Source organism: uncultured Proteiniphilum sp. (assembly GCF_937873925.1).
Lineage (GTDB): Bacteria > Bacteroidota > Bacteroidia > Bacteroidales > Dysgonomonadaceae > Proteiniphilum.
This window is the reverse complement of record NZ_CALNAT010000252.1, coordinates 14,525-31,954: the sequence shown is the minus strand read 5'-3', so window position 1 is coordinate 31,954 and position 17,430 is coordinate 14,525. Positions and strand designations below refer to the sequence as shown.

Annotated in this window: 14 protein-coding genes; 11 read left to right on the top strand and 3 right to left on the bottom strand. The window is 51.2% G+C overall.

All coding sequences use genetic code 11. The annotated features are described in order from the left end of the window. Positions 1 to 102 precede the first annotated feature (102 nt). The 6 genes from Q0502_RS17960 (at position 103) to Q0502_RS17935 (ending at position 4,270) form a co-directional block, all read left to right on the top strand. Positions 103 to 786, top strand: a complete 684-nt coding sequence (locus tag Q0502_RS17960) for a zinc metallopeptidase (protein WP_298653783.1) — start codon at positions 103 to 105, stop codon at positions 784 to 786. Between the two features lie 17 nt (positions 787 to 803). Continuing rightward, the gene (locus Q0502_RS17955) at positions 804 to 1,082 is read left to right on the top strand and encodes a GNAT family N-acetyltransferase (RefSeq protein WP_298653781.1); all 279 of its coding nucleotides are present in this window, start codon (positions 804 to 806) and stop codon (positions 1,080 to 1,082) included. Positions 1,083 to 1,111: 29 nt separating this feature from the next. Further along, entirely contained in the window at positions 1,112 to 2,047 is a 936-nt protein-coding gene (locus Q0502_RS17950; protein ID WP_298653779.1) for a TIGR01777 family oxidoreductase, read from the top strand. A gap of 1 nt (position 2,048) precedes the next feature. Beyond that, complete coding sequence (locus tag Q0502_RS17945; RefSeq protein WP_298653777.1) at positions 2,049 to 2,630, top strand: Crp/Fnr family transcriptional regulator; 582 nt, start codon at positions 2,049 to 2,051, stop codon at positions 2,628 to 2,630. A 131-nt stretch (positions 2,631 to 2,761) separates the two neighbouring features. Continuing rightward, complete coding sequence (locus tag Q0502_RS17940; protein ID WP_298653775.1) at positions 2,762 to 3,625, top strand: VOC family protein; 864 nt, start codon at positions 2,762 to 2,764, stop codon at positions 3,623 to 3,625. 213 nt (positions 3,626 to 3,838) lie between these two features. Further along, a complete protein-coding gene (locus Q0502_RS17935) occupies positions 3,839 to 4,270 on the top strand; it encodes a VOC family protein (protein ID WP_298653773.1) in 432 nt (143 codons plus the stop codon). Here the strand turns inward: Q0502_RS17935 and Q0502_RS17930 are convergent. Beyond that, positions 4,247 to 5,479, bottom strand: coding sequence for a PQQ-dependent sugar dehydrogenase (locus tag Q0502_RS17930; protein ID WP_298653771.1), 1,233 nt, complete (start codon positions 5,477 to 5,479; stop codon positions 4,247 to 4,249). The two genes, Q0502_RS17935 and Q0502_RS17930, sit on opposite strands and share 24 nt — an antisense overlap. 72 nt (positions 5,480 to 5,551) lie before the next feature. After that, positions 5,552 to 8,833 carry a S41 family peptidase gene (locus tag Q0502_RS17925; RefSeq protein WP_298653769.1) on the bottom strand — a complete coding sequence of 1,094 codons (3,282 nt, stop codon included), beginning with the start codon at positions 8,831 to 8,833 and terminating at the stop codon, positions 5,552 to 5,554. A 259-nt stretch (positions 8,834 to 9,092) separates the two neighbouring features. Here Q0502_RS17925 and Q0502_RS17920 point away from each other — a divergent pair, with 259 nt between their 5' ends. The 5 genes from Q0502_RS17920 to ovoA all read left to right on the top strand — a co-directional run bounded on the left by Q0502_RS17920 (position 9,093) and on the right by ovoA (position 16,315). Then, positions 9,093 to 10,991: a biotin/lipoyl-containing protein gene (locus tag Q0502_RS17920; protein ID WP_298653767.1), complete on the top strand. Its 1,899-nt coding sequence runs from the start codon at positions 9,093 to 9,095 to the stop codon at positions 10,989 to 10,991. 110 nt (positions 10,992 to 11,101) lie between these two features. Further along, positions 11,102 to 11,656: a LemA family protein gene (locus Q0502_RS17915; RefSeq protein WP_298653765.1), complete on the top strand. Its 555-nt coding sequence runs from the start codon at positions 11,102 to 11,104 to the stop codon at positions 11,654 to 11,656. Further along, positions 11,656 to 13,419: a DUF2207 domain-containing protein gene (locus Q0502_RS17910; RefSeq protein WP_298653763.1), complete on the top strand. Its 1,764-nt coding sequence runs from the start codon at positions 11,656 to 11,658 to the stop codon at positions 13,417 to 13,419. The genes Q0502_RS17915 and Q0502_RS17910 overlap by 1 nt, the downstream gene beginning before the upstream one ends. A 142-nt stretch (positions 13,420 to 13,561) precedes the next feature. Further along, positions 13,562 to 14,116, top strand: coding sequence for an N-acetyltransferase (locus Q0502_RS17905; protein WP_298653761.1), 555 nt, complete (start codon positions 13,562 to 13,564; stop codon positions 14,114 to 14,116). A 93-nt stretch (positions 14,117 to 14,209) separates the two neighbouring features. Next, positions 14,210 to 16,315, top strand: coding sequence for a 5-histidylcysteine sulfoxide synthase (gene ovoA, locus Q0502_RS17900; protein ID WP_298653760.1), 2,106 nt, complete (start codon positions 14,210 to 14,212; stop codon positions 16,313 to 16,315). A gap of 3 nt (positions 16,316 to 16,318) precedes the next feature. Here the strand turns inward: ovoA and Q0502_RS17895 are convergent, their stop codons facing one another. After that, positions 16,319 to 17,269 carry a diacylglycerol kinase family protein gene (locus Q0502_RS17895; protein ID WP_298653758.1) on the bottom strand — a complete coding sequence of 317 codons (951 nt, stop codon included), beginning with the start codon at positions 17,267 to 17,269 and terminating at the stop codon, positions 16,319 to 16,321. Between the last annotated feature and the right edge of the window lie 161 nt (positions 17,270 to 17,430).

Genomic DNA, 17,430 nt, shown 5'->3' with positions numbered 1-17,430 from the left:
GCAGAAGGCAGGTGAACCTGGCTTCCGTGCGGAGCACTTCACGAAAACGTTCACATGGGAATAAGAAATACACTATTAAGAAATACACTATAATAATAACAAATGGCAACAATCTGGATTATATTTATTGCAATTGCAGTGGCGGGCTGGATCGTACAGGGTACGTTGCAGAGCCGCTTTAAAAAGTACTCAAAGATACCTCTCCGTAACGGAATGACGGGAAAGGAGGTGGCGGAAAAGATGCTGCGCGACAACGGGATCTACGATGTACAGGTGATCTCCGTGAGGGGGCAGCTGACGGACCACTATAACCCGTTGAACAAGACGATTAACCTGAGCGAGCCGGTATATGGTTCTTACAGTGTGGCGGCTGCGGCTGTGGCGGCGCACGAAACGGGCCATGCCGTTCAGCACGCGATGGGGTATGCTCCTCTCAAGATGCGGTCGGCATTGGTGCCGGTGATCTCCTCTACTTCCAAATGGGTGATGTGGGTGATCCTGGCGGGCATTATCCTGATCCAGACCTTTCCGATGCTCCTCTGGCTCGGGATCGGGATGTTCGCTCTCACCACGCTCTTCAGCTTTATCACGCTGCCGGTGGAGAAGAATGCCACCAACCGCGCCCTCCGCTGGTTGAGCAGCGCCGGTATTACCGATGCAAGCAACCATAACCAGGCAGTGGATGGCCTCCGCTGGGCAGGCTACACCTACGTAGTGGCTGCACTCGGCTCCCTGGCCACGCTGCTCTATTACATCATGATCGCCATGAGCGGCAGCAGAAGGTGATAACATACAAAGGGATCATGGAAATCAAACAGATCGATACCGGGGGAAAAGGCGTGTTCAAAGCCGCGGATAACGGCAAAGAAGCCGGAAAGATGACTTATGTCCGGGCAGGGGAGAAAAGGCTCATCATTGATCATACCGAAGTAAGGCCCGAATATGCCGGCAAAGGTGTCGGCAAACAGCTGGTAGTGGCCGCAGTGGAATATGCGCGGGACAATGACATGAAAATTTTGCCTCTCTGCCCTTTTGCTAAAAGGATATTCGACAAAACGCCCGGGATAAGGGATGTTTTATGAGCCCCGGCAGGGAGGAAACAGATAATCGTATGAAGACGATTTTAATTACAGGCGGATCGGGAATGGTGGGCAAAAGGTTATCGGAATTGCTCATTGAGAAAGGTTACAGGGTGATCTGGCTGAGCCGTGAACGGTATGTGAAGGCGCAGATCCCCCGCTATCGGTGGGACTACCGCAAGGGAGAGATCGATACGGAGGCGGTGGAACAGGCCGATGTGATCATTCACCTGGCGGGATCGAACCTGGGCGACGGCTCCTGGACGCGGTTGAAGAAGCAGAAGATCGTAGAGAGCCGCGTGCAGACGGCGAAACTGTTGCTGGAGACGGTGAAGCGGATGGATAAAAAGCCGGAGGCGTTTATTTCCGCTTCTGCGGTCGGATTCTATGGGCAGCAAACAGGAGAGAGAATATTTACCGAGGAGGATAATCCCCCGAGCAGCGACTTCCTGAGCCGTACCTGCCGGAAATGGGAAGCAGAGGCTTTCAGGTTCCGTGAGGAACTGGGCATACGCACGGTGGCGCTGCGGACCGCTTTCGTGATCTCCAGGGAGAGTGAGGCCTTCGGGAAAATGGTGCTGCCGACGCGGTTCGGACTGGGTGCACCACTTGGTTCGGGCAAACAGCACCTGAGCTGGATCCATATTGACGACCTCTGCCGTCTCTATTTGAAAGCGGTCGGGGATAATTCCATGCAGGGTGTCTATAACGCGGTTGCACCGGAATTCAAGACCAACGTGGGATTTATGAGGATGTTGGCGAAGGAGATGAAACGTCCTTTCTTTATGCCACCGCTGCCGGCATTCCTGCTTCGCGTCTTTATGGGGCAATCGGCCGATATGATCCTTTACGGTAGCCGTATCTCATCGCAAAAAGTACGCGATGCAGGGTATGAATTTGTCTATCCCACGGCAAAAGAAGCAATTAAAGCTACTCTTCAGGCAATGAAGAAGGGCAAGCGGAATTAAAATGGATAAAGAGAAAACCCTGAGAGAGGTATACCGGCATCCTTTGCTGACAGAGGAAAATCTGATTACGATCGGCAATATGCATACGAAAGCAATGTTTTACAAAGGGGATTTTTTTCTGAAGCGCGGTGAGAGATCAAACAGTTACCTGATCCTTGAAAACGGATTGATGCGGTCGTTTGTCTATGATTACGACGCGAATGAGATAACGACTAACTTTTTTTCCAATCGGGAAGTAGTTATTGAAGTGTTGTCGCTGTTCCAGCATATCCCTTCCGAGGAGTATATTCAGGCGCTGACAGAGTGTGTCTGTTGGAAGATCGATCTCGACCGGTTTGAGATGCTATACCACTCCATCCAGGGATTGAATGAATGGGGACGGGCATGGATGTCGGAGCAGCTTTTTCAGTCGAAGCAACGCGCGGTAGAAATGATTACCCAAACAGCCACAGAACGTTATCTGAAGTTGATTAAAGAAAATCCCCAGGTGATCAGGCAGGCCCCACTGAAGCAGATTGCGACTTATCTGGGCATCACGGATACTTCTTTAAGCCGCATCCGAAAAGAATTAACCGTAGGATAAGTCCACTTAACCATTTCGTGACATAACCCGATTTTGGACACTTTTTGGTTTTTTCTTGTCATAGGATAAGTGTATTAAAAAGCCGTCATCCTATTTTTGTAATATGGAATCGTTCTAAAACAGTAAAAATCATGGCACAGAAAAATCATCAACCCATTTACCCTTGCATTTGGTGCAAAAATAATAACGCCCCTGAGATGGCGGGTTTTTACGTGTCCGTTTTTCCCGATACAAAAATAACGGATGAGGATCGCTATGTGGATATTATTACGATAGGCGGTCAAAGGATCATGCTGCTGAACGGCAACGAGGAAAGTTTTCCCAATCCCTCAATCTCGCTGATGTACCTCACTACATCGGAAAAGGAGGTAGAGGATCTGTACGCAAAACTAACACAAGAGGGAAGTACTTTGATGCCGCTCGACAGTTACCCGTTCAGCCCGAAGTATGCCTGGGTAGAGGACCGCTACGGTGTATCATGGCAACTGATTGCCGCCGAAGCGAAGGATATCATTCAGAAAGTAGTGCCTACAATGATGTTCGTAGGAGATAACAACGGCAAAGCGGAGGAAGCGATGAGTTTTTACACCTCGCTTTTTCCCGAATCGGGAATAAGAGGTATATCAAGATATACCGGTGAGGAGGGTGAGACCGCGGGAAATATCCAGCATGCCGAATTTGCATTGAACGGTTACCTGCTGATGAGTATGGATAGTTCCTATCCGCACGCCTTCAACTTCAACGAAGGAGTCTCACTGGTGGTAGAGTGCGATACCCAGGAGGAGATAGATCACTATTGGGACGGCCTTACTGCCGATGGCGGCCAAGAAGTGATGTGCGGCTGGCTGACGGACAAATATGGGGTCAGTTGGCAAATCACGCCCAGGGAGTTCGAAGAACTGATACTAAAATCACCCAAAGTATTCGAGGCGATGTTGAAAATTAAAAAGATGGATATCAGGAAACTGAGGGAAGCTGCGGAATCGCCCGAATAATTTCAATTACAGTAGACTATTTGAGTCGCCTTCGCTCCTCAATTGTTAATTCTGCGTTCGGCAAAACAAATAAATTTGCTTTGCTCTCACTTAACGAAATAGTTCATTAAAATTAGTCGTTTTCTACGCTCGACATAGTCAAAACAAGTTTTGCCTCTGTACTCGCTTAACGAAAACGTTCATTATTTACAATCACTTAAACATTTAAAAATCATGGTTAAATTAGATCCGTACCTCGATTTCGACGGTACATGTGAAGAAGCTTTCAATTTCTACAGATCCGTGTTCGGCGGAGAGTTTAAAGGCGGGATCATGAGAATGAAAGATGTGGATGGGATGGATGTGCCCGAGGCCTATAAAGACCGTGTGATGCATGTCTCATTGCCTGTAGGTAACGATCTGCTGATGGGATCGGACGTAGTTCCCGGTATGGGGAATCCTTTTCATCAGGGAAACAATAACTATATCAGTGCCACAGCCGACAGCCGCGAGGAGGCGGACAGGCTGTTCAACGAACTGTCCGCCGGCGGTGAGGTGGAGATGCCCATGCAGGATATGTTCTGGGGCGATTACTTCGGAAGTTTCAAAGACCGGTTCGGGATAATGTGGATGATTTCGTGGTCATTCCGCTCCGATCCGGTATAATCGTCCTTCATCCGTTACGGCATACAGGGCGCCGTCATTACCGTCGGCCACATCGCGGAAACGCTGCCCCTCATCGGCAAGCAGGCGCTCTTCGCCCACTACCTTGTTTTCTTTGATCACAAGCCGGGCAATATGGTTGCTGTTGAGTCCGCCGATGAAGAGGTTGTTTTCCCATTCGGGGATGGCATTGGAGCTGTAAAAGGCCATGCCACTGGGCGAGAGCACTGGATCCCAGTAGTAGACAGGCTGTTCCATGCCTTCCCGCTGTGTAATACCCTCGCCGATGATGTTGCCGTTGTACTCGATGCCGTAGGTGATGGTAGCCCATCCATAGTTTTTCCCTGGTTTGATGAGGTTGAGCTCATCGCCACCGCGTGGTCCCATCTCACTGAGCCAGAGTTCGCCGGTGACGGGATGGATATCGAGGCCCTGCGGATTGCGGTGGCCGTAACTGTATATCTCTGGCAGCGCTCCTTCGGTACCCATGAACGGATTGTCCGGCACGGGTGCGCCCTCGGTCGTAATACGGATCACTTTACCGTGGCCTGTATTAAGTTTCTGTGCATTAGGGCGGGTAGCCAGATCGGACCGCTCGCCGGTAGTGGCGAAGATATGTCCGTTTTTATCGAACAGGAGGCGGCTGCCGAAGTGCATACTGTTGTCGTAATAGGGGATGGCGCGGTAGATGATGCGGAAATCCTCTATCCGGGTCTCATCGTCCGAGAGCCTCCCCTTGCCTATGGCCGTGAGGGAACCCTCTGCCGTGCGTTCGGCCAGCGTGAAGTATAACATCCTGCTGCTGCCAAAATCAGGTGAGGGCGCTACATCCAGCAGTCCTCCCTGATTCCGGTCGTCCACTTCGGGGAAGCCTGTAATGGAGCTGCTTACATTGCCGTTCGTAGTAGCGATGCGCATGGTGCCGCCTTTTTCTGTGATAGCCAGCCGGCCGTCGGGCAGTAATGTGACTGCCCAGGGCTTCACCAGTCCCTCGGCGATAACAGTCGCCTGGTAAGGAGTCGTGGTTTTTACTCCCTGAATGCGGGTCTGTCCCTCGAAAGCGGGTTTGAAGCTGGTATTGGGGTCACGGGTCTCTACCGGGGGAAGGACATCCCCCTCCGGTTCACCGTCGCTTACCTTCCGTTCTTCACACGAAGCGGAAAGCAGCATGAAAACAAATAAAAAAAGTGCTGTGATTTTTAAGTAATGCATAGGGCTGTTATTTATTTTAGATCGATTTGCCTGTTTTATTTAACAACCTGTAAATTACAATTGTTCACCGGATTATTTAATTTCCACTTCGATCCATTGGGATCGGTCGGGCGGCTGGGGTGCGGTTACTGATGGCCGGGGATTGGCCCTGAGTTCTTCAAGCAGCACTTCGACCGCTTTCTCGATGGCAGGATCGTTCCCTTTGGCCAGTTCTTCGGGACGGTCGACCACCTCTATGTCGGGATAGACGCCGATGCCTTCGATGATCCATTCGCCGGTTTTGTCGTAGATGCCGAAGCGGGGGACGGAGATATAACCGCCGTCCACCAGGCGGGCATTGCCGGATATACCGACCAGTCCGCCCCAGGTACGCGTACCGATAAGTTTGCCTTCACCGGTCTTGCGGAAGAAGTAGGGGAAGGCGTCGCCGCCGGAGGAGGAATAGCCGTTGATGAGCATGGCCTTGGGCCCGTCGTGTGCGATACCGGGCGTCTTCATGGGTTGGGACAGCCCGTTGCGGTGCCAGTAGACCAGGGTACGGCGGTTAAGCAGGTCGATCATCCTGTCGGGGATGAAGCCGCCACCGTTGTACCGGTCATCGATGATAAGGGCATCCTTGTGGTGGTAGGCATACATTCCCCTGAAGAGTTCGCGGTTGCCTTCGACGGCGGTGTTGGGTACATGGATGTAGCCGACCTTACCGCCCGAGAGGCGGTCGACCATTTCCCTGCGCTCACTCACCCAGTCCATGTACCTGAGTTCCTGCTCGCTGGTGATGGTTTTGACGGTATAGCTTTTCGCTCCCGCAGCGGAGGGGTTGTTATTCACGGTCAGCTCGATATGGCGGCCTCCCAGGTTTTCGAGCAGCTCATAGGGATTCCGGGCGGTGGTCAGCTCCTGTCCGTTGATACGGATGATATAGTCGCCTTCCTTCACGTTTACCCCGCTCTCGGTAAGGGGAGAGCGTCTGCTTTCATTCCAGTTCTCACCGGCGTATATTTTCCTGATCCTGTAGCGCCCGGCGGAGAGGTCGGCTTCGAGTTCCGCTCCCAGAAGTCCCCCGTGGATACGGTCAACCCGTGCAATATCGCCCCAGTCCACATAAGCATGGCCTGTGTTGGTTTCGCTCACTATTTCATTGAGGATATAGTCAAGATCGAACCGGCTGGGTACATGGGGCAGCAATGCGCCGTAATTTTTTTGGATACCTTGCCAGTCCACGCCGTGAAGGTTATTGACATAGAAGTAGTCGCGGAAGATACGGAAAGCGTCGGCATAGATCTGGTTCCATTCCGCGCGGGGATCGATCTTCATAGTAAGGTTGTCCAGTTTGATCATGCCGGTGCCGGCGATTTGTCCCGGTTGGTTTTTGGCCACGCCGTAATCACCGTCTTTGCGATAGATGAACGATTTGCCGTCGGCAGCCGGGATACCGTAGCCTGCGCCGTTGAGGATCTCTTCGGTTTTCTCTTCGTTGATATTATAGCGCATGATCTTGTTCCCTTCGGCGTAGAGGAGTCCCTCTTCCACGGCGCCGATGATGTGGTAGTTGCCGGGCTGCAGGGGTAATGCCTGAATGCGGTTCCGGATGTGATCTAAGTCGATTTCCACCTTCATTTCGCCGGAGGATGGTTTGCCGTTGCCGTCCTCTTTCTCAGTACTGTCCTTTTCATTTTTCTTCGCGTTGTCCTCTTTTTCGTTGCCGTAGGGCTCCTTGTCTTCCTTATAGGGGGCAAGGGTGGTGCCGTCGTCGCGTAGCGGGAGGGCGTAAATGCGGGTGGCGTTGTTGTAAAGGTAATCGAACTCGAAACTGCTGAAGGCGAGGTTGAAGTCGCGATTGGAGGTGAAGAAGAGGAACTTTCCGTCAGGGCTGAATACCGGGTTGCCGTCGGAGAAAGAGGCGTCAGTAAGCTGGTACTTGCGTCCGGTGGAGAGCTGGTAGGCCCAAAGGGCAGATTGGTAGTTAGGCGATGATTTGCTGTAGGCTATCCAGTCGCCGTCGGGAGAGAAGGCATAATCCCTGATCTCTTCGGCGGTAGCCTCGTCGATAGCGGCCTGCCGGCCCGTGGAAACATCTACAAGCCACAGTTTCATGGTGCGGTCGCTATAGACGAGGTGGGTATTGCGGGGCGACCATTCGGCGGTATATTTCCAGGCTGCGGAGCCGCGGGTGATCTGCCGCGGTTTTGCTCCCTCTTTATTTTCGAGGAGGTAAAGTTCATACTCGCCGGTAGCGTCGGAGTAATAGGCGATCTGCTTGCCGTCGGGCGACCAGGCGGGAGAGATCTCACGCACGCCCTGGGTATTGGTGAGGTTTTGTATTTCACCTTTGTCGACCGGCACACTGTAGATATCGCCGCGGGCTTCAAAGAGTGCCCGCTTGCCGGTGGGCGAGAGGGTATAGCTGCCGATGAAATCCTTCACATTCCTGAAGTAAGACTGCAGGTTCGGATTGTCGTAATGAATGCTCACGGTGATCCTGCGGCTGTCGCCTGATGCCAGGTCAAGCACGTAAAGGTAACCGCCGTTTTCATAGACCAGTTTACCGTTATGCCCGGAAGGCCACATCACGTCGAAATCGGTATGGCGGGTAATCTGTTCGTTCTCGCCGGTGGTCATGTTATAGCGCCAGATATTGAGGCGTGTGTCGCGGTCGGAGGCGAAGAAGATATGGCCGCCGTACCATACGGGCCATTGGTCGGAACCCGCCCATTGAGTGATCTGTTGTGAACGGTTGTTTACCAGGTCGTAGGTCCACAGGTCTGTGGCGCGCCCGCCTTTATAGCGTTTCCAGGTACGGAATTCACGGTCGACCGGTGTAAAGCAGAGTTGCGACCCGTCGGGTGAAAAGGTGGCAAATCCGCCGTTGACAAGGGGAAACGGTTCCTCAAAGCCGCCGTCGATACCGATGGTAAAGTAACGTCCGTTCCGGTCGCCGAAACTTGTGCGGTTAGCCCGGAAGAGGATCTGTTTGCTGTCGGGTGTCCAGTCGAGCACCACATTGTCGAACCCTCCCCGCGGCGGCATTTCTCCTATGGAGTTATAGAAGGTAAGTTGCCGCGCCGTACCTCCCCCGGAGGGCATTACCCATATCTGGCGGCTGCCGGAGTATTCGGCTGAAAAGGCGATCCATTTGCCGTCGGGTGAGATCTTGGGGAACAGTTCGATGCCGGGATGTGAGGTGATCCGCCTGGCGGCTCCGCCGTCGGCGTTCACCGTCCAGATATCGCCTGCATAGACGAAGGTGATGAGGTTTCCGTTGATGTCGGGATAACGCATCATCCTGGCGTCATCCATTGCCGGCGCCTGCAGGAAAAAAAAGCTTGATAAGAGAAGAATGGTCAGTTTTCGCATGAGTTTACTATTTTTAAGGTCAAATTTACGATTTTTTCCCGAAGTTCCGTTTATTTATCGCAATTCAGAGGGGATAAACTAATTTAGCGTATCTTTGTGGTAGGCTAACTCTCCGATAGATTTGTCAGAACGGGTGATCCTGCGATAAGCCAATCCGGGGGAGAAAGTTTTATAGTTTTTTTACAACTGAATTGAAAATAAGTTGTTATTATTCGAATGTGAAGGAAAATCTAGTTAATTAAGTAAAAACCACTTAAGTATGACACGGAGACTTTTGATCAGGGACCTCACGTTGAGGGATGGTCAGCAATCGGCTTTTGCCACGCGAATGAACCAATCGCAAGTGGACAGGGTATTGCCCTATTATAAGGAGGCCAATTTTTATGCAATGGAAGTGTGGGGAGGCGCCGTCCCCGATTCGGTAATGCGTTTTCTGAATGAAAACCCCTGGGACAGGCTGGAGAAAATTCATCATGCGGTCGGAAATATTTCCAAATTGACCGCCCTTTCCCGCGGACGTAATTTATACGGATATGCTCCTTACCCCGACGAGATCATCGACGGATTTTTTAAAAACGCCGTTGCTTCGGGATTGGATATCATGCGTATTTTTGACGCCTTGAACGATGTGGATAATATCAGGTCGAGCGTAGAGTGTATTAAGAAATACGGGGGGATGGCCGATTGTGCCGTTTGCTATACGGTGGATCCGAAATACGATGAAGAACCCCTCTCCGAAAATAAAAAAAGAGGATTGTTCGGCTTGTTTTCTAAAAAAGAAACTGTGAAACCCGCCTATGAACCTGTTTTTACGGATGAATACTTTGTGGATAAGGCAAAAGAGATGCTTGCCCTGGGCGCCGATATGATCACGATAAAAGACATGAGCGGGCTGATACCGCCCTCCCGGGTAGCCAGGTTGGTACCCCTGTTTAAAGAACAACTGAATGTGCCGATTGATTTCCATACGCACTGTACACCCGGTTTCGGATTGGGAGCCGTACTCGCTGCCATCATCCACGGAGTGGATATCGTGGATACCGTTATCTGGAACTTTGCCGGCGGCCCTGCTGCTCCGGCCATAGAATTGATTTATATTTTCTGCAGGAAACTCGGCATTGAACTGGATGTGAACATGGAGGCGGTGGCCAGGATCAATGAGGAGTTGCTTGGGATACGCAAGGAACTGGAGGCGTACGACGCCGTAAAACAGTTCCCGAAACCGTTCAATCCGTTGACTGACATTCTTCCGGCCGAAATCGACAAAGAGTTTGATCTGGCTATTGAAGCAGCGAAAAGCAATGACGAAGCCGCCTTGTTGAATGCCTGCCACGCGATTGAAGCTTATTTTCATTTTCCCGCACCCGATGAGCAGGTCAAGGACGCCGAGATTCCCGGAGGAATGTACACGAACATGGTTGCTCAGTTGAAGCAGTTCAATTCGCTCGATATCCTGCCGGAGGCAATGAAGCTGATCCCCAGTGTGCGTCTCGACGCGGGGTTACCTCCCCTGGTAACGCCTACCAGCCAGATTGTGGGCGCTCAAGCCGTGGCCTCTGCGTTGAACCTGAAAAACGGACGCCCCAAGTACGCCAATCCGTCCAATCAATTCGTTTCCCTTGTAAAGGGGGAATACGGGAGAACTCCCGTTCCGGTGGATCCCGAATTCCGGCTGAAGATCGCCGGCACACGGGAAGAAACCCCCTACGATACTTCCACCTACAAGCGTCAGGACAATCCGGTGCTGGAGGAGTCAGGAGGCATTCCCCTGGCAAAGGATGAAAAAGAACTGCTTTTGCTTGAATTGTTCCCCAGTGTCGCCGCAAATTTCCTGAAGGGCCAACGCCGGAAAGAATGGGAGGCAAAACAAGGAGGAACAGTGATCCCGCAGGCGCAGGAAACAGTGGATTCACAGGCGGAGCATACACACACAGAAGATTCAAAAGGATATTATGTAAGATGCCCGATGCCGGGTAATATTCTGCAGATTATTGTAAAAGAGGGGGATCGGGTGGAAAGAGGAGAAAATATCCTCGTGCTTGAGGCCATGAAAATGGAGAACGATATCATTTCTGAGGTTTCCGGGACCGTGCGCCATGTCTTTGTCAAAAAAGGGGATATGGTAATGGAAGGAACGCCGCTGGTAGAAATTGCCTGATCCGGGACGATCAAACCCTCTGTTCTGAAAAATATATTTGCTGTTCATTATCAGAACAGCAAATATATTGTATCTTTAACCCGTTTTCTATTCAATTAAAATGTAAATATATGGGAATCATATTACTTATTCTTGCCCTGGGGGTTATAGTACTTCTTTACGGCGTATCTATCTATAACAGACTGGTAAAACTACGTACAATGGTGGAAGAGGCATGGAGCGGCATCAACGTTCAGTTGAAAAAACGGCATGATCTTATTCCCAATCTGGTGGAAACCGTAAAAGGGTATGCCACCCACGAGAAAGAAACCTTCGAACGGGTTACGCAGGCGCGTGCAAGCGCTATGCAGGCGTCCGGTGTAAAATCGCAGGAAGCTGCCGAAAACAGCCTGAATGCCGCGTTGATCAGATTGTTGGCTGTAGCTGAGCAGTATCCCGAACTGAAGGCGAACCAGAACTTCCTGCAGTTACAGGATCAGTTGAGCATGATTGAGTCGGATATCGAGAAATCGAGAAGATATTATAACGGGACGGTGCGGGAAAAAAATATCGTGATCGATTCCTTCCCGAGTAACATCATAGCCGGTATGTTTAACTTTACCAAATCGCTCTTTTTCGAACTCGAAAACGAAGCTGAGAAAGAGGTTCCCCGGATACAATTCTGATGCGCTCACTCATCTCCTCCCTCATTCTGTTTTTTTCTTTCGCAGCGCTGATTGCGCAGGAGGAAAAGGTGTACACGTTTCATTCCGATATCAGTGTGGATAGTTCGGGCATAATCACCGTGCGTGAAAATATCCGTATCTACGCCAAAGGAGATCTCTTTAAACGGGGAGTTACCCGTTCTTTGCCCCTTACAAGGCGCGACAGGGAGGGAAGCCGGATAAAGATGGAATATGCCGTGACCGAGGTACTGCAGGATGGGAATCCGACCGGCTTTTTCACTGAGACGAGGGAGGGAAATCTGGTGATTTACGTGGGTGAGAAAGATATATTTCTGTCGCCCGGCTTTTATTCCTATGAAATTGTGTATGAAACGGCGGGACAGGTAGGTTTTTTTGCCGATTACGATGAGCTGAGCTGGAACGTGAACGGCGAATCTGACCGCACCATTGATTCGGTGAGCGCTGTGGTGCGTTTGCCGGAAAAGGCGGAAATACTGAGCTACCGCTGTTATACCGGAGCTTACGGGTCGACCGAAAGCAATTGCATGACTGAAAGCAGGGACAATGGTTCTCTGTTTATCACCGCCGCCGATATGCCGCCGCAGGCAATGCTTACCTTGTCGGTCGGTTTCACGAAAGGAGCGGTGAGGCAACCACCGTTCGCCCAACCGCGGAAATTCACCTTTTTCGACAAATATGGCCTGGCGGTTATCAGCCTTATCATCATCCTGGCGCTGTTCATTTATTATAGTATCACCTGGCGCAGATTCGGCATCGATCCGCCCAAGCCGGTCGCTATTCCCCAATTCGCAGCACCGGAGGGACTCTCTCCTGCGGGTGTGGGAATGCTGTACAAAGGGCGGTTTCTGGACGACCTTATCACCGCTTCCATAGTAAATCTTTCTGTGAAGGGCTATATCTACATAGAGGAGGTGATCGAAAGGACGGGTTTGTTCGGAATACGGCGGGACAGGTGCTATTCGCTCACCAGACTGAAAGAAAGCGACAAGGCGCTTCCGCCGGAAGAGCAGGTCGTGATGCAATACCTGTTCGCCTCAGGCAATGATTTCTCTCTGGACGGGAAATATAATGAAGATATTGCCGATATGGTGCGCGCCTACCATAACAGCATGGATCATCAATATGGAGCAGTGTTGAGAGAGGGGCGCAACCTGAAGTTCCATATCATTCCCTGGCTCATGATGATTGCATATGCTTTTTTACTTATCCGTTTTGCGAAGAACGGTCTGCTGGAGTTCCCGGTGAATAGAATTGCTTTTCATATCACCCTTCCGCTGTTGGTGATCGCTTATCCGGTATATGCATGGCTGATTGTGCGCCCCGGGGAGCGAAAACTGCATTACCGCTCCTCCATAGAAGGATTGAAGATGTACCTGAGTTTTGCCGAAGAAAAACGATTGCAGTTTTTTAATCCCCCTTCCGTGACCCCTGCGGTTTTTGAACAACTGCTTCCTTATGCGATTGCCCTGGATATGGAGAAAGTATGGGGCGAGAAGTTTGAGAAGACCTTTCTCTCATCTTCCGTACAGCCTGAATCTTACCGTCCGGCATGGTATGGGGGTACCTATGTGAATCCTGCCGGTTTCGGGCATATGCTCAACAGCACACTCTCCAATACGATGAGTCATGCTGCCACACTGCCGAAATCCTCTTCCCCGGGAGGGGGAAACTGGAGCAGCGGTTCATTTGGCGGCGGTTTTTCCGGTATGGGTGGCGGCGGCGGCAGGGTTGGCGGCTGGTGATTTTTGAACATCCCTCATTCTAATTTGTTGAATAACAAAACCCGGTACGATGTCGTTGGGGCATTGTCCACACGAAAGGAGGACCGGTACATTCCGTGCCGGGGAATTCTCTTTTCCGGCCGGTTATTTAAAACAACTCCGGATGGAAGGTCCTACAGAGGTAATCAGGATATATGAATTGGATGAATTCAATTATCCCAAGTTCAGAAGCAAGCTGATCGATCTTTATCTGCATGCTTTTACTACCGGGGAGTATGCCCAGTATATCGCTCCCGAAACGGTGGAAGTTACGCTGGACGGGGTATTGCGCGACGGATCCGGCTGTATGGCGTTTGTCGGCGACTGGCTTGTGGGATTGCTTGCATCCCTTCCCTTGAGGAGAGATCCGGACTTTCCCGTGGAGGAGTGTCCCGGTATCCCGGTCGGGCAGACGGTCTATATCGCTGAAGTGATGGTACACGCCGATTACCGGGGCAGGGGGATTGCTTCACGGATGATGGAGTGCCTGCTGCGAAAGGTCTCGGAAGACTATTCATATGCAGTGATCCGGGTGTGGGAGAAGAACAGGCCCGCAGTGGAGCTTTACAAAAAGCTGGGGTTCGTACCCATTGCCGGGATCTCACAGAAGAAGTTGAACGCTGACGGAGAGGAGTTTGAGATGAAGAAGGTATATCTGGGGAAAAAAGTGAAAAATTAATAGTGAAAAATGATTTAACGATTTGATGATTTAAATCTTGAATCTTAAATCTTGAATTTTGAATTTTGAATTTTGAATCTTACAATAATAAAAATGAAGAATTTACTTGCTAAAACAATTGATCTGCGCTCCGGCTCACCGGAAGAGAAACGGCAGGAGATCCGTGATTATTTCCTGAAGACATGGGCAATTGACGAATTACTATATACACAGTTGAAGTCGGATGATGTGTTTTATATGCGGGGCGATCCGCTGCGCCATATCCTTCTCTTTTACCTGGGGCATACGGCTGTCTTTTTCATCAATAAACTTTATCTGGCAAAGATGATCGACCGGCGCATCAATCCTAAGTTTGAATCGATTTTTGCCATTGGGGTGGATGAGATGAGCTGGGACGATCTGGATAACAACCATTACGACTGGCCCCCGGTGTCGGAGGTGCGGGCTTACCGGGATAAGGCGAAAGAATTGATCCTGAATGTGATCGACAATACCCCGCTTGAACTGCCGATCGATTGGCAGAGCCCTTTCTGGATCGTGATGATGGGAATCGAACATGAACGGATCCATCTGGAGACTTCGTCGGTGCTGATCAGGCAATTGCCGTTGGATCAGGTAGTAGAGGGCCGGTTTGGCGAACGGTGTACGGTGACCGGTGAGGCGCCGGAAAACGAATTGATCCCGGTGGCGGGCGCTACGATGCGATTGGGAAAACCGGCGGATTATCCGCTTTACGGCTGGGATAATGAATATGGCGCCTATGAGGAGGAAGTGGCTGATTTCGCGGCGGCAAAATACCTGACTTCCAACCGGGAATTCCTGGCGTTCATAGAGGATAAAGGATATGACACAGAACAATACTGGACGGAAGAGGGATGGAACTGGCGCAACTTTAAGCAGGCGCAGATGCCGCTCTTCTGGCGGAAAGACGGGAACGCCTATCGGTTAAGATTGGTAGCCGGGGAGATACCCATGCCGTGGAACTGGCCGGTGGAGGTGAACTATCTGGAGGCAAAGGCTTTCTGTAACTGGAAGAGTACGAAGACAGGCCGTAACTTCAGGTTACCCACCGAGGCGGAATGGTATCGCCTGCATAAGGCGGCGGGCCTGACGGAGGTGACGGAATGGGAGCAGGCGCCGGGCAATATCAATCTGGAATATTTCACATCACCATGCCCTGTGGATATGTTCGAGCAGGGAGGTTTCTTTGATGTGGCCGGCAATGTGTGGCAGTGGACGGAGACACCTATCACAGGATTCCCGGGCTTTAAAGTGCATCCGATGTACGATGATTTCTCCACGCCTACCTTCGACGGCAAGCATAACCTGATCAAGGGCGGTTCCTGGATCTCGACCGGTAACGAAGCGACGATCCATTCCCGATACGCTTTCCGGAGGCATTTCTATCAGCATGCCGGATTCAGGTATGTTGAGTCGGATACGCCGCTGGTAATACGGCAGGCGGATTACGAAACGGATGAGGAGGTAACGCTCTCTTGTGAGAATAACTGGGGTGATGCCTGGTTCAATGAACCTGTTTTTGCCCTCCGGATGGCAGAGTTGGGGGATGACCTGCTGAAGGGTGATACCGGGGCGCGTATCCTGGATATGAATGCCGACACGGGCCGGCTCGCCTTTGAACTGGCGAGGAAATACAAAGATGTGACGGCGCTCGATTTCACCGCAAGGATGATAAGGATCCCTATTCAGTTGCAGGAACAGGGATATGTACGTTACACCACAAAGGATGAAGGGGAACTGGTGTTCTATCGCGATATCGTGCTGGCTGATTTCGGTTTGGCGGAAGCAAAGGGGAATATCCTGTTTATGCAGGCGGACGCGATGAACCTGAAGCCTAACTATTCGGGGTACGACCTGGTCATTATACCTGCGTTGCTGGAAGAACTGAGCGATCCGCTGCTATTCCTGTCGCAGATCCATCAACGACTGAACGATAACGGCTACCTGATGCTGGCTTCGGACTATGAATGGGATCCGGCAAAGACACCGAGGGATAAATGGCCGGGCGGTTTTAAGAAGGATGGCGAACCGGTGACCTCATTCGATGGTATAAAGGCAGTGTTGACACCGAAGTTCAACCTTGTAGCCGATCCGCAGGATATCCGCCGGCCGGTGAAGAGATCGTCGCGCCTAACGGAACACCGGATGCTACAGGTTACTGTCTGGAAAAAAAGGTGATTATCAATTAAGCCAGCGGGTGAGGGAGTTGAAGATATTTTCACTCTCTTTCCGCTTTTTTTCGTGGGCGCCATTGTCGGGAGCCAGCACTTTTAGTCCCCCCTGAATAGTTTCTACATTGATTTCGTTGCCGGTATTCACCGGCTCCCCGTCCACATGCATCACTCCCGCACGGGAGCGTTTGATCCGCAGGTTGCGGGTGACCAGGGTGGTCATCTTACTGTTCCTGTCGATATTATTGGTGAAGAGCTGAAGGGTGGTTTGCGGTATTTCGAGGGCGTTCAGCGGCTTCAGGATGGAGACATTGATCATGCCGTCATCCATACTGGCGCCAGGGGCGATATGCGCATCATTGCCGTACTGCGACGCATTGGCGCAGGTGAGGATAAAGGCACGCTCCGTAATGGTTTCCTCGTCGGAGGTGATCTCATACTCTTCCGAGCGGAAGTCGACCACGCTCTCTAAGATATTGCGTACGTAACCCAACGGGCCGCGTTTTTTACCCTCGGCAAACCGGTCGCTGATAAAAGCGTCGAACCCGAAACCGCAGGTGCAGAAAAAGATATGCCCGTTAGCCACGCCGTAATCGATAGTGCGGGTATGCGCGCGGAGGATGATGTCGATGGCTTTCTCCGGATCCATCGGTATGCCCAGTTCCCTGGCCAGCCCGTTGCCCGATCCGGAGGGGATGATCCCCAAGGTGGTGTTGGTGTGTACCAGCACCTTGGCTACCTCGTTTACCGTGCCGTCGCCACCGGCCACAAGCACATATTTGTAGTTTTTTTTCGCCGCCTTCCGGGCAATCTCCGTAGCATGATCGGGATAACCGGTGATACGGATAATGATATCATATTGCCGTTGGTCGAATGCGGCCGCCACTTCCTCGGGAATGTTTTTCTTGGATTCCGTACCCGAAACAGGGTTGATGATGAGGCACACCTTTTCTTTTGCCATGCGTTTTGTGATTTGACTTTGTCTTCTTCCTCCGTACTTCACCAAAACCCAGACACGTTTGTCCTTTGGCTTCGGGTGGTCGTCAGTCGGAATATATAATAAACAACCGGTGCTGCATTTTGTTTTAACCCTTTTTATTTGTCCTTTAGCGTTTTGTTTTT